The organism is Halomonas alkalicola (assembly GCF_030704205.1).
In the GTDB taxonomy this organism is placed as follows: Bacteria; Pseudomonadota; Gammaproteobacteria; order Pseudomonadales; family Halomonadaceae; genus Halomonas; species Halomonas alkalicola.
Genome location: NZ_CP131913.1, coordinates 1,230,673 through 1,244,150 on the forward strand (window position 1 = coordinate 1,230,673; position 13,478 = coordinate 1,244,150).

A 13,478-nucleotide genomic window follows, 5' to 3' on the forward strand; every position below is an offset into this window, starting at 1 on the left:
CGTCGGATCAGAACCCGCTGGCTCAGTGGCGCTCGCCCACCGGCGGAGCGGGCTCGCCGCGTTCGATGCTCGCTTCCGCCGCCGCGTCGCGCAGGCGCCGAGCATCCGGGGCACCCTCGGCGGCCTTGCGGCGCTGGCGGTAGAGGTCGCGCAGGGAGCTTGCCAGCATGGCGGCGACGATCATGCCGCCGCCCACGAAGGCCAGTGCCGCCGGCACCTCGCCGACCCACCACCACACCAGCAGGGTGCCGGCCAGAGTCTCCACCAGCATCACCAGGCTGACCTCGGCGCCGGGCAGGTAGCGCGCGCCGGTCTGGATCAGGAAGTAGGCCAGCGGCAGGATCAGCCCCATCAGCGCCAGGCGCTGCATGTCCTCGGTGGCGGGCAGCTGGGCGCCCCCCATCAGCGCGGCCGGCACCAGCATCGCCAGGCAGCCCAGCGGCAGCACCACGGTGGTGTCGAGCCCCCGGGTACCGCTGCCGCGCTGGGCGCTGGCCACCGTGGTATTCACGGCGATGGCCACCGGAATGATCAGCGCCACGGCCAGGCCCAGCAGGCTGCCCTGCCCCACCTCGCCGGCGGCCATCAGGCTGGCCCCGACCACGCACACCCCGATCACCACCCAGGTCTGGCGGCGGAGCCGCTGGCCGAACAGCAGCATGCCGATCAGCCCCGCCGCCAGCGGCGCCAGGTTGAGCATCACCAGCACGTTGCCGGCCGTGGTCAGCCGCGTGGCGCCGACGAAGGCCCAGGCGCTGGCGGCGAAGGCCAGCGGGCACCACAGCGCCGCCGGGCCGCAGGCACGAATGGCCTGGGGCAGGCGCTCCCGATAGCGCAGCGCGGCGATCATCAGCAGCACCAGGCCGAGCATCAGCCCTCGCCAGAACATGAAGGTGGCCACGTCCACGCTGGTGTCCTTGACCAGCAGCGCATCCGGCGAGAGCAGCAGCACGCCGGTGACCGTGATCAGGTAGCCGCGCAGACGAAACGGCAGCCGCTTCCACATGACTCTTCCTCCTTGCTGGCAGACGATTCAGGGCTCACAACGACAACAGGCCGGAGCTGAGCTCCGACCTGTCGGGGGGTGTGGTGCCGCCCGCTGGCGGCGACCGTTACCTCAGGCGCGTGACGGGCGACGAATCGGCGCGTCACCATCCTCGCGACGACGGCGCGGGGCGCGCTCGGGGGCGCCGCTGTCCTCGCTGATCTCCAGGGCGCGGCCGGCGACGCGGGCGCGGGCCATCTTGGCCAGGATGCTGGCCGGCAGCGAGCTCGGCAGCTCCACCACGGAGAAGGAGGTGCGGATATCGATGCGGCCGATACGCGAGCCCTCGATGCCGCCCTCGTTGGCCAGCGCCCCGACCAGCTGGCCGGGCTTGACGCCGTCCTTGTGGCCCACGGAGACGCGGTAGCGGGTCATGCCCTCGCTCGGGCCGCGGCTCTCACGACGCGGCGGCTTGCCGTCGCGGGTGGGGCGATCGTTGCGGGCTTCCTTGCGCGGCGCCTGCATGCGGCCGATGGGGGCCTCGTCGGCACGGGCCAGGCGAGCGAAGGCACAGGCCAGCTCGATGGGGTCGTAGCCATCCTCGACCAGGCGGCCCACCAGGGCGCGCTGCTCTTCGGCACCGGCGGTCAGCGCGGCGATCACCTTCTGGTGGAAGACCTCGTCGCGATGGGCGCGGATGGCGGCCTCGTCGGGCACTTCCATCTCGGTCATCTTCTGGCCGGTGGCCTGCTCGATCCAGCCCACCTTGCGGCCTTCGCGGAAGCCCACGAAGGTGATCGAGATACCGGTACGCCCGGCACGGCCGGTGCGGCCGATGCGGTGGGTGTAGGCCTCGGAGTCCTGGGGCAGGTCGTAGTTGAAGACGTGGGTGATGCGCGGCACGTCGAGGCCGCGGGCGGCCACGTCGGTGGCGATCAGCACGTCGACCTTGCCACGCTTCAGGCGCTGGATGGTGCGCTCGCGCAGGCTCTGGTCCAGGTCACCGGAGAGGCTGGCCACGTTGACGCCGCGGGCGGAGAGCTGCTCCATCAGGGTGGTACAGGCGGCCCGGGTACGCACGAAGACGATGGCGGCATCCACCGGCTCGACTTCCAGGATGCGCGACAGCGCCTCCAGCTTGGCACCGCCATCGACGCGCACCAGGCGCTGCTCGATGTTCTCGCCGGTGGTGGTGCGCGACTCGATGGCCACCTTCACCGGGTCCACCAGGTAACGGTTGACGATGCGCTCGATCTCGGTCGGCAGGGTCGCGGAGAAGAAGACCCGCTGGGCTTCCTTCGGGGTGTCGGCGACCACGCGCTTGACGTCGTCGATGAAGCCCATGCGCAGCATCTCGTCGGCCTCGTCCAGCACCAGGGCGGAGAGCCCGTCGAGCTTGAGGCTGCCGCGATCGAGGTGATCGATGATCCGGCCGGGGGTGCCGACCACGACCTGGGCGCCACGCTTCAGGGCACCCAGCTGCTCGCGATACTCCTGGCCGCCGCACAGGACCGCCACTTCCAGGCCCTGGAGGTTCTGGCCATAGCGGCTGAAGGAGACGGCCACCTGCTGGGCCAGCTCGCGGGTCGGCGCCATCACCAGCACCTGGGGCTCGCGACGGGTCAGCTCGAGCCGGGAGAGCAGCGGCAGAGCGAAGGCAGCGGTCTTGCCGGTGCCGGTCTGGGCCTGGCCCAGCATGTCACGCCCTTCCAGCAGGGCCGGAATGGTCTGGATCTGGATCGGCGAGGGGGTCTCGTAGCCCAGGGTCTCGACAGCAGACAGAACGGCGGGCAGCAGAGCGAGGTCACCGAAGCTCGGCGAGGCGACAGAAGTCGGGGTCATCAATCACACCTTGGTAGGCCGGGGTTGCCGGCAAAAATTCATTGGCGTCCCTGACGCGAACAATACGGTCAGGCGTGCGGCGCCCTTCAGGGGCAGCAGCACGGGACATCGGAGTCGGGGACGCCGGTCGCACCTGGCATCGGGCCCGTGCCATCGAGGATGGCGATCAGGAACCCTGTGGCGACCGTTTGCGCCGATCTCGCCAGGGTGGCGGGATCTCGGTGGCGCTCCATCTACACAATTCGAACGCTTGCGGCCAACAAGTGTCGCTGGGCCTGGCGTTGCGGCGCGCATCCTGTGCTCGGTCGAGGACCGGCGGCGATGGCGTCGTACATGATGGTGGGGTCAGCACATGCGAGGAAGGTCGCATGCTACCATCGCCACTCTGACCTGGCCAGCCTTTTCGCCGGGCACGCCACTCTTTCTGCTCCGGGAGACACGCCATGCCGACGCTGTGGGTCGACGCCGACGCCTGCCCCCGGGTAGCCCGCGACATCATCGTACGCGCCGCCGAGCGCACCGCCACGCCAGCCTGGTTCGTGGCCAACCATGCGGTGCCGCTGCCGCCCTCCCGCTGGGTCAAGGGGCTGGCGGTGAGCCAGGGCTTCGACGCCGCCGATGACGAGATCGTCGAGCGCATCCAGCCGGGCGACCTCCTGATCACCTCGGACCTGCCCCTGGCCATGGCGGCCATCGAGCGGCAGGCGAAGGTGATGACCACCCGGGGCGAGGCCCTGAACGAGAACAATATCCGCGCTCGGGTGCAGATGAGGGACTTCATGGAAACCATGAGAGCCAGCGGCGAGCACACCGGCGGGCCGAGGGGCTACAGCGATGCGGATCGCCGCGAGTTCGCCAATGCCCTGGACCGCTGGCTGGCGAAGAACCGATAAACCCATCATTTACCACCCAAGGCCCAGCTCTCACCAGTAAAGAATCACCATCGCGCAATACCTACTTGGGCGCTGTTTTTACTGGTGGGAGCCACGCTCCGCGGGGCGAAAGGCCGAGGCCACTGCATTGCCTGGTAACACCGCTGGGCGCCTGCGGCGCCATTCGCCGGGCAAAGCCCAGCTCCCACCAGCAAGGATCAATGCCAGCAGAGACCGAGGCCTCCGCTTGCTTTCAAAGCGATGGGGCATCGCTGGCTGGCGAAGAACCGTTAACCCTTCTCGCGGATGCCCTGGCCCGGCAGGCGCTCGCGGTCGTGGGGGCGGTCGAGCTCCAGCAGCGGGCCGTGGGGCACGATGCGGGTCGGGTTGATGGTGTCGTGGCTGTAATAGTAGTGGCGCTTGATATGGTCGAAGTTGACCGTCTCGGCAATGCCCGGCCACTGGTAGAGCTCGCGCAGGTAGTTCGAGAGGTTCGGGTAGTCCTCGATGCGGCGCAGGTTGCACTTGAAGTGGCCGTGGTAGACGGCGTCGAAACGCACCAGGGTGGTGAAGAGGCGAATGTCCGCCTCGGTGAGCCACTCGCCGGCCAGGTAGCGGTGCTCGGCCAGGCGCGCCTCCATGCGATCCAGCGCCTCGAACAACGCCACCACGTGCTTCTCGTAGACCTTCTGCTCGGTGGCGAAGCCCGACTTGTAGACCCCGTTGTTGATGTGGTCGTAGACGTCGGCGTTCACTTCATCGATGGTCGCGCGCAGCTCCTCGGGATAGAAGTCGAGGCGGTTGCCGGTCAGCTCATCGAAGGCGCCGTTGAACATGCGCAGCAGCTCCGAGGACTCGTTGTTGACGATGCGCCGCTGCTGCTTGTCCCACAGCGCCGGCACGGTCACGCGGCCGGTATAGCCCGCATCGGTCAGGGTATAGAGCTGGTGATGGAAGTCGACGCCGTTGACCGGATCGCCGCTGGCCCCTTCGGCCACGTTGTAGGTCCACCCCTCGTCGAGCATCAGCGGGCTGACGTGGGAGAGGCCGATCAGCTCCTCGAGGCCCTTGAGCTTGCGCAGGATCATGACGCGGTGCGCCCAGGGACAGGCCAGCGAGACATAGAGGTGATAGCGCCCCGCCTCGGCGGGCAGGCCCGGCTGGCCGTCAGGCCCCTTCTCGCCACTGGGGGTCACCCAGTCACGCAGCTTGGCGGATTCGCGCACGAACTCGCCTCCGTGCTTGTCGGTGTCATACCACTGGTCGTGCCACTTGCCGTTGATCAGAAGGCCCATGAAGCGTCTCCTCTGGGGGCGGCTCCTGGCCGCCGATGGATCGTGATGCGACCATCCTATTGCGAATTCATCGACTCTTCAGCGCATATTCTGGGCTCAATCGTTCGATAAAATTGAACCATCCTGGGCCATGCAGCCGCTCGCCCCCTGGGCCAGCGCCTCGGCCAGGGCCCGGGTGGCGGGGCCGGCGCGGTCGCGATCGCGGTGAATCAGCTGCACCGGGATCTCGCGCACGCCGCCGACGGAGAGCGGCAGCGGCTTCAGCCGCCCCGCCGCAAGGGCGCCCTGAATGCGCGTCTCCGGCAGCCAGGCGAAGCCCAGGCCTCGCTGTACCATGTCGATAGAGGTCTCCAGGTGGCTCACCGTCCAGCGCTGCTCGGCCTTGAGCCAGCCCGAATCCAGGGACTGGCGCTGCGCCGAATCGCGCACCACCAGCTGGCGGTGCTGCACGAGATCGCGCAGGTCCAGCGAGCGCTCCAGATGGTGAAGGGGGTGGTCGGGGTGGGCCACCGCCAGGAAGCGCACGGTGACCAGCGGCTCGCCCAGGAAGCCCTGGGCCGAGAGGCCGGAGATCACGAGATCCGCGCTGCCGTCGTAGAGCATCTCGATGCCGCCGTTGAGCACCGTTTCGTGCAGCTGGACCCGCACATAGGGGTAGGCCTCGGAGAAGTCATCCAGGGCGCGGGCCAGGGCGTCCGAGGGGAACACCTGATCCACGGCCAGCACCACCTCCGCCTCCAGCCCCTCCGCCAGGCGCCCGGCCACGTCCTCCAGGGCCGCGGCGCTCTCGATCAGCTGGCGGGCGCGGCGCAGCAGCAGTTCGCCGGCCTCGGTCAGGCGCACCTGCCGGCCGACCGGCTCCAGCACCTGGACGCCGAGCAGCTCCTCGAGCTTGTGCACCGCGTGGTTGAGGGTGGAGGGGCTCTTGTGGATCGCCTCGGCGGCGCGGGCGAAGCCGCCGTGGTCGACGACCGCGGCCAGCATCTGCCACTGGGCCAGGGTGACGCGTGACATTTCGATATCCTCGAATGAACAAAGCGAAACAATGCGCTTAAGCTTCGAAAAAGTCGGCCTAGAATGCCAGATATCGCTTCATAAAGAAGCCCTCACGACAGCCAGAGGCCCCCTATCATGACAGCTCCCCTCCTTCGCCAGGTCGATCGCCTCCAGTCCAGCCAGCCGAGCCAGGACGGTGACGGCGTCAAGATCAAGCGGATCCACGACTTCGGCGGCGGGCTGGACCCCTTCCTGATGATCGACGAACTGGGCTCGGATCGTCCCGACGACTATATCGGCGGCTTTCCGCCCCACCCCCACCGCGGCATCCAGACCCTCACCTACGTGATCCACGGCGGCCTGACCCACGAGGACCACATGGGTCACTCCAGCACCATTCGCGCCGGCGACGCCCAGTGGATGCACACCGGGCGCGGCATCGTCCACTCCGAGATGCCACTCACCGACCACCATGGCCTGCACGCCTTCCAGCTGTGGTTGAACCTGGCCGCCAGCGAGAAGATGAGCCCGGCGGAGTACCGCGACGTGCGCGGTGAAGAGATGCCGCGACTGGCCGGCACCGAGGCCGAGCTGATCGCCCTGGGCGGCCGCTGGGCCCGAGATGACGGCGAGGCGGTGACGGGCCCCCTGAATGCCCTGGCCGGTAACGGCGGCGTGGCCCACCTGCGCCTGGCGGCGGGGGGTGAGCTGACCCTGCAGGCCGACGCCCCTACCCTGCTGGCCTACGTGTTCGAGGGCGAGCTTCAGGTGGGCGATACCCGGGTACCGGCTGGCCAACTGGCGCGGCTCTCCAAGGGCGACCGCCTGGCAGTGGCCAGCGCCACGGGCGGCCAGGCCCTGCTGCTGGCGGGCACCCCCCACCGGGAGCCTGTCGCCCACTACGGCCCCTTCGTGATGAACAGCCAGGCCGAGCTCCAGCAGGCGCTGCGCGACTATCGCGACGGCACCCTCACCGGCTGATCGGCATGGCTCCGGAGGCGCAGGGGTTGATTTTTCACTCTCCCCCGGGCCCAATGGATAGTTAGTAAACGCCGTTTCTGAACCGGCTGGCCGCGCTGCAATGCAGCGCGGCCTATCCCACTGTGCATACGTACAGCCTAGGCACACCATACGTCATGGGTTATGGTTCTCAGGCCTTTTTTCTCTTTTTCATTATTCACTGGCCTTTACCCATGCTGCGAATCCTCCATTCGCTGCCCCGCACGCACAAGCTGTTATTGTTGCCGGTCGCCACCATGGTCACCGTGCTGGGCGCACAGAAGATTGTCACCACCTACCAGGATGTCCAGCGCGAGTACCGTACGCTCGACACCGTGATCGTTCCCCTCGAGGTCGACGCCAGACCCGTCCTTCCCACCCTCAGCTTCGAACGCAGCCCCGTCGGCGACGCCATCGAGATGGCGAGCCAGGCGCTGGACGCCACCCGGCATCAACTGCCCCTGGCCAAGCTCGTCGACGGTGAGGCGCTCGACCTCGACCTGATCAACACCGCCAGCGCCTCCGCCGATGGCGGCCTGCCGCTGGCCCTCACTCGCCCGGCCCAAAGCGGCGCTTCCGACGCCTCCCAGGCACAGTCCAAGCTCGATCAGGGCGCGGTGCACATGGCAGTGGTAGTGGGCACCATCGGCAGCGGCATGCTCGACCACGATGGCGCCCTGATGGCCGACGCCACCTCCTATGAGCCGGTGTCGGACGAGGAGCTCGGGCTGTTCGACGATGGCCCCGTGATCCTCGAGAAGGAGATCGCCGCCACCGAACCCTTCGTGCCGGAGTGGCAGACCTATACCGTCAAGCAGGGCGATACCTTCGCGGTGATGGCCCAGAACCACCTGGGGCTCGGCTACAGCGAGGTGCTGCGCCTGCTCGACGAGCTGCCCGACAAGAACGCCCTCACCCGCTGGCGCGCCGGCAACTCCTTCGAGTACCAGCTCGACGAAGAGGGCAAGCTGCTCGCCCTGCGCATGATGCGCAACGCCCGCACCGGCTTCATGGTGGAGCGCGATGATGCCGGCTTCGAGGTCGCCACCATCGAGCGCACCGGCGAGGCCTCCCAGCGCCTGTTCGCCGGCACCGTCAGCGGCAGCTTTGCCCGCTCGGCCCAGGCCACCGGCCTCTCCAGCGCAGAGATCAGCGAGCTGACCCGCGTGCTGGGCCAGCGCCTCGACTTCCGCCGCGACACCCGTCGCGGCGATCGTTTCCAGGTGCTGGTGGAGTCTGACGTTATCGACGGCTCGAGCTTCGACCCGCGGGTACTGGCGGTGCAGTACGAGGGCGAGCGCTTCGACATGACCCTGGTGCGCAACGGCGCCGACAGCAAGTTCTACACCCCGGACGGCGAGAGCCTCGACCCCGCCTTCAATCGCTATCCCTTCGAGGGCAGCTACCGCCTCAGCTCCGGCTTCAACCCGAATCGCCGGCACCCGGTCACCGGCCGCGTGAGCCCCCACCGCGGCACCGACTTCGCCATGCCCATCGGCACGCCGATCATCGCACCCGCGGACGGCCGCGTGGAGAAGGTCGCCAACCACCCGGTGGCGGGGCGCTATGTCGTCATCCGCCACGACAACGGCTACCAGACCCGCTACCTGCACCTCTCCCGCCCGCTGGTCAGCCGCGGCGACCGCGTGACCATGGGCGAGCGCATCGCGCTCTCCGGCAACACCGGCCGCAGCACCGGCCCGCACCTGCACTACGAGGTGCTGGTGAACAACACCCAGGTCAATGCGATGACCGTGGAGCTGCCGGAGAACAAGAGCCTCACCGGGGAGCAGCTGGTGGCCTTCAAGCGCCAGGCCGAACCCCTGCTGGCCGCCCTGCAGAGCGGCGAGACCGGCGCGGTGGTGGCCAGCCGTCGCGACAGCGGCGACGACGAGGGCTGACCCCTCGCCTGATATGCCACAGCGCCCCGCTCCCCAGCGGGGCGCTGTGGTTAGTGCCTGACCCCGGGGCCGCGGCACGCGCCGGCTGAACCGCCCCTGCCGCCCTCTCCAGGTACGGAGACACCGCTTGTCCTCGCCCCATATGCGCCGCACCCAACCCGCCCCTCCCCCCGCGAACCGCCTGGCGGCCTTCTTCGGGGTCTTCCGCTACAGCCGCCGTGCGCTGGTGCTGGTCTGGCAGACCTCGCGGCCACTCACCGTGGGCCTGGCGCTGTGCACCCTGGTGGCCGGCGTGCTACCCGCGGTGGCGGCCTGGATCGGCCAGCTGATCGTCGACTCGGTGGTGGAGGCCATGGCCTACCATCGCGAGTCCGGCGCGCCCCTCACCCTCGAGAGCGCCTGGCCGGTGCTGCGCTACGTGCTGGCCGAGGCCGGGGTGATCGCCGCCATCGCCATGGCCCAGCGCGGCCTCTCGGCCCAGCAGTCGCTGCTGCGCGCCCTGCTCGGCCAGAAGGTCAACGTCATGATCCTCGAGAAGGCTGGCACCCTGTCGCTCGCCCAGTTCGAGGACTCGGAGTTCTACGACAAGCTGACCCGGGCCCGCCGCGAGGCCTCGATCCGCCCGCTGGGGCTGGTCAACAAGACCTTCGGCCTCGCCCAGAACGGCATCTCGCTGATCAGCTTCGGGGTGCTGCTGGTGCAGTTCTCTCCCTGGGCGCTGCTGATCCTGGCCGTAGGGGCGCTTCCGGTGTTTCTCTCCGAGGCCAAGTTCTCCGGTGACGCCTTCCGGCTGTTCCGCTGGCGCTCGCCCCAGACCCGCATGCAGATGTACCTGGAGACGGTGCTGGCCCGGGAGGACAGCATCAAGGAGGTCAAGCTGTTCGGCCTGGAGCCGCTGCTGCTCGACCGCTACCGCAGGATCTTCGACACCCTCTACGGCGAGGATCGTCGGCTGACGATTCGCCGCGAGAGCTGGGGCTTCGCCCTCGGGCTGCTGGGCACCCTGGCCTTCTACGGCGCCTACGCCTGGGTGGTGGTGGAGACGGTGGGCGGACAGCTCACCCTGGGCGAGATGACCATGTACCTGATGGTCTTCAAGCAGGGCCAGGCGGCGCTCTCGGCGAGCCTCACCTCGGTAAGCGGCATGTACGAGGACAACCTCTACCTCTCCAACCTCTATGAGTACCTGGAGCAGCCGGTGGCGCCCCAGGCCGGCACCCTCACCGAGGGCGCGCGCCCCGGCGACGGCATTCGCTTCGAGAACGTCGGCTTCACCTACCCCGGCGCCGACAGGCCCGCGCTTTCGGGCATCGGCCTTCATCTGAGGCCGGGGCAGAGCCTCGCCCTGGTGGGCGCCAACGGCTCGGGCAAGACCACCCTGATCAAGCTGCTTACCCGCCTCTACGAGCCCGGCGAGGGGCGCATCCTGCTCGACGGCAGCGACCTTGCCGAGTGGGACGTCGGCGCCCTGCGCCGGCGCATCGGGGTGATCTTCCAGGACTTCGTACGCTACCAGCTCAAGGTGGGCGAGAACCTGGGCGCCGGCGACGTGGCGGCCTTCGAGGACGAGGCGCGCTGGCAGGAGGCGGCGCGCCGAGGGCTGGCCGACGACTTCATCGCCGACATGCCCGGGGGCTACCACACCCAGCTGGGGCGCTGGTTCAAGGGGGGCCAGGAGCTCTCCGGCGGCCAGTGGCAGAAGATCGCCCTGTCGCGGGCCTATATGCGGGAGAGCGCCGACATCCTGGTACTGGATGAGCCCACCGCGGCCATGGACGCCGCCGCCGAGGCGGCGGTGTTTGCCGACTTCCGCGAGCACAGCCGCGACAAGATGACCATCCTGATCTCCCACCGCTTCTCCACGGTGCGCGCCGCCGACCAGATACTGGTCATCGACGGCGGCGAGATCCTCGAGCAGGGCGACCACGCGAGCCTGATGGCCGCCAACGGGCGCTACGCCCGGCTCTTCCGGCTGCAGGCGAAGGGCTACGAGTGACGCCTGCTACCCGCCGCTATAGCGCCAGCGGGCGGTCGAGCGCCCGCAGCAGGGCGTCATCGCGCTCGTAGATGTCCGGGCGAAACACCAGCTGGCCATTCTCGTCCGGGTGCACCGTCCAGTAGTGCAGGATCACCGGCATGGGCCGGCCCAGGGAGACGTTGCGGGTCTGGCCGCTGGCGATCAGGGCGCGCACGTCCTGGCCGCTGCCGGTATCGTCGAACAGCAGCTGGGCGAACGCCAGCACCCCCTCCACGCGGATGCAGCCGGAGCTGAAGGCGCGCTGCTCCCGGGCAAAGAGCCCCTGGGCAGGCGTATCGTGCAGATAGACCAGGTGGTCGTTGGGGAAGCGGATCACCACCTGCCCCAGGGCATTCTGGGGCCCCGGATCCTGGCGGATCATCACGTTGCCGGGGTTGTACCAGTCCACCTGCCAGGGGTCGAGGCGCTGCCCCGAGGGGGTCAGCACGCGCATGTTCTGGCTCTGCAGGTAGCTTGGATCCCGCCTCACCCTGGGCAGCACATCCTCGCGCAGGATGGTAGGCGGCACCGTCCAGGTCGGGTTGACGGTCATATGGGTGATCTCGGAGCGCAGCGATGGCGTACGCCGATAGGGCTGCCCCACCACGATGCGCGATTGCCAGATCTCGCCGTTGGGGCGGAAGTAGCTGAGCCGATAGCCGGCGATATCCACCAGCACGAAGGCCTCGGGCAGGCCGTGCAGCAGCCAGCGGGCGCGCTCCAGGTTGACCCGGATCTGGTCGATGCGCGCCGCCACCGGGACGTTCAGCGCCGCTCGGGTCGGGGGGCCCACCACGCCGTCTACCTCCAGCAGGTGGCGGCGCTGGAAGCGCTTCACTGCCGCTTCCAGCGCGGTATCGAAGCGCCGCGGGTCCGGGCTCTGCAGCTCGGCCCCGGGGAAGGCGTCGGTGTCGGCCGCCATCACCTCGAGCTCCCCCTCCATGGCCAGCCGCCGGCGCAGCTGCGCTACGGCGTCGTCCACGTCTCCTGCCCGCAGCACCCGAGGCGTGTCGGGCAGCCCAGGCCAGCCGCCCAGCCGCTCGATATTGCGATAGCGGGCCAGGCCGCTGCGCAGGCGCTCGTAGGGGGCATAGGCGGGGCGCGCCTCGCCGAAGGCCTGCTCGAAGCGCTGGCCGTCCACGGCGCGGGAGATCGCCTCGAAGTCGAGTCGCGCCGGCTCCAAGGGGATCTCCCACTGGGGGTCCACCGCGCGCGGATCCAGGCGGCCGCGCTGCAGGTGGCGCAGGGCGTTCAGCAACAGCGTCGAGGTCGCCAGCTCGAAGCGCGCCTGCTCGGCCGGGCCGGCATTGGCCTCCTGGAGGCGGCGATGCTCGGCCACCAGGCGGTCGGCGCGGTAGTCCCGCGGGTCCAGCCCGTCGCTCTCCAGGGTCTCCAGGGCCTCGGCGAAGGCGGCCACCCGCTGCCGCTCCCCCCAGGCGGCGCGGTGATCGCGGGCGGCATAGAAGCCCCGCAGTTCGGCACCCTCCCCGGCCGGCATCTCGGCCAGCAGGCGGGCGATCTCTGCCTTCAGATCGCCGCGCGGGGCCTCTCGCGGCGCCTCCTGCGCGCCGACCGACATGGAGAGCATCAGCGCCAGGATGGCGAGGATGGTGACAAATGGCCGCATGTTCACTTCCTTTTATCGTTTAAGGCTAAATTGGCTTTCCCTGCCTCTCTCTCCATAATAGTCCCAGGTGCGGGGCCACAGGGAAGCGGGCCCCGCTTCGTCTTGCCTGGCCCTCGGCCCGTGACCGATTCTCGAGGTAGTGTTTTCATGACTCGCTCCCTGCTTCCGCTCCCCCTGCTCGCCGGCTGCGCGCTGTTCGCTGCCGGCCAGGTTCATGCCGATACCTTCCTCGCCCAGGCACTGCACCCCGAGGTCCTCCAGGGGCAGAGCCTGGAGCAACGCCTAACCCGCCTGGCCCCCGGCGCCGACCCCAAGGTGCTGTCGCTGGCCGCCAATGCCCTGGCCTGTGCCGACCCGGACGCCAGGCGGCTGGCGGTGATCGACTACTCGCTGCCCTCCACCGAGCCGCGCCTGTGGGTCTTCGACCTGCCCCGTAACGAGCTGATGTTCGAGGAGCTGGTCTCCCACGGCCGCGGCTCCGGTGACGCCATGGCCACCACCTTCTCCAACGTGCCCGAGAGCTACCAGTCGAGCCTGGGGCTCTTTCGCACCATGAACACCTACTACGGGCGCAACGGCTATTCGCTGCGCCTGGAGGGGCTGGAGGCCGGCGTCAACGACCTGGCCTACCAGCGCGCCATCGTCATCCATGGCGCCGACTACGTCAGCGAGTCGTTCATCGAGCAGACCGGCCGCCTGGGCCGCAGCCACGGCTGTCCGGCGGTGCGCCAGGAGGTCACCTACCCGCTGATCGACAGCATCAAGGAGGAGCAGTACCTGTTCGTCTACTACCCGGACCCGGAGTGGCTCGAGGGCTCCGCCTTCCTGGCCTGCGACCGTGACGACCGCCAGCTGGCCATGCGCTGACTCCGGCGTGCCGCCGCAGGCACCAGGATCGGGCACGTCCGTGCCGCACTGCACCATCAGAAAGCCCCAGCCCCGCA

The 13,478-nt window shown here is 69.0% G+C and carries 10 protein-coding genes; 5 read left to right on the forward strand and 5 right to left on the reverse strand.

Annotation, left to right across the window (positions count from 1 at the left end; all coding sequences use genetic code 11):
• Window positions 1-22: 22 nt before the first annotated feature.
• Both B6N23_RS05890 and B6N23_RS05895 read right to left on the reverse strand, forming a co-directional pair.
• The gene (locus tag B6N23_RS05890) at window positions 23-1,006 is read right to left on the reverse strand and encodes a DMT family transporter (protein WP_305502783.1); all 984 of its coding nucleotides are present in this window, start codon (window positions 1,004-1,006) and stop codon (window positions 23-25) included.
• A 111-nt stretch (window positions 1,007-1,117) separates the two neighbouring features.
• Window positions 1,118-2,827 (reverse strand): DEAD/DEAH box helicase, encoded by a 1,710-nt coding sequence (locus B6N23_RS05895; RefSeq protein WP_305502785.1) that lies wholly within the window; start codon window positions 2,825-2,827, stop codon window positions 1,118-1,120.
• A 443-nt stretch (window positions 2,828-3,270) separates the two neighbouring features.
• Between B6N23_RS05895 and B6N23_RS05900 the strand changes: the two genes are divergently transcribed.
• Window positions 3,271-3,720, forward strand: a complete 450-nt coding sequence (locus B6N23_RS05900; protein ID WP_305502787.1) for a YaiI/YqxD family protein — start codon at window positions 3,271-3,273, stop codon at window positions 3,718-3,720.
• Between the two features lie 269 nt (window positions 3,721-3,989).
• On the opposite strand, the gene B6N23_RS05905 is transcribed toward B6N23_RS05900, so the two are convergent.
• Both B6N23_RS05905 and B6N23_RS05910 read right to left on the reverse strand, forming a co-directional pair.
• Window positions 3,990-4,994: a glutathione S-transferase family protein gene (locus B6N23_RS05905; protein ID WP_305502789.1), complete on the reverse strand. Its 1,005-nt coding sequence runs from the start codon at window positions 4,992-4,994 to the stop codon at window positions 3,990-3,992.
• A 96-nt stretch (window positions 4,995-5,090) separates the two neighbouring features.
• Complete coding sequence (locus B6N23_RS05910; protein WP_305502792.1) at window positions 5,091-6,008, reverse strand: LysR family transcriptional regulator; 918 nt, start codon at window positions 6,006-6,008, stop codon at window positions 5,091-5,093.
• Window positions 6,009-6,125: 117 nt separating this feature from the next.
• Between B6N23_RS05910 and B6N23_RS05915 the strand changes: the two genes are divergently transcribed.
• The 3 genes from B6N23_RS05915 (at window position 6,126) to B6N23_RS05925 (ending at window position 10,886) form a co-directional block, all read left to right on the forward strand.
• A complete protein-coding gene (locus B6N23_RS05915; protein WP_305502794.1) occupies window positions 6,126-6,971 on the forward strand; it encodes a pirin family protein in 846 nt (281 codons plus the stop codon).
• 212 nt (window positions 6,972-7,183) lie between these two features.
• The gene (locus tag B6N23_RS05920; protein ID WP_305502796.1) at window positions 7,184-8,890 is read left to right on the forward strand and encodes a peptidoglycan DD-metalloendopeptidase family protein; all 1,707 of its coding nucleotides are present in this window, start codon (window positions 7,184-7,186) and stop codon (window positions 8,888-8,890) included.
• A gap of 142 nt (window positions 8,891-9,032) precedes the next feature.
• Complete coding sequence (locus tag B6N23_RS05925; protein WP_305503719.1) at window positions 9,033-10,886, forward strand: ABC transporter ATP-binding protein; 1,854 nt, start codon at window positions 9,033-9,035, stop codon at window positions 10,884-10,886.
• A gap of 16 nt (window positions 10,887-10,902) precedes the next feature.
• On the opposite strand, the gene B6N23_RS05930 is transcribed toward B6N23_RS05925, so the two are convergent.
• Window positions 10,903-12,534, reverse strand: a complete 1,632-nt coding sequence (locus B6N23_RS05930) for a L,D-transpeptidase family protein (RefSeq protein WP_305502798.1) — start codon at window positions 12,532-12,534, stop codon at window positions 10,903-10,905.
• Between the two features lie 147 nt (window positions 12,535-12,681).
• Here B6N23_RS05930 and B6N23_RS05935 point away from each other — a divergent pair, with 147 nt between their 5' ends.
• Complete coding sequence (locus B6N23_RS05935) at window positions 12,682-13,401, forward strand: murein L,D-transpeptidase catalytic domain family protein (protein WP_305502800.1); 720 nt, start codon at window positions 12,682-12,684, stop codon at window positions 13,399-13,401.
• The last annotated feature ends 77 nt before the right edge of the window (window positions 13,402-13,478 follow it).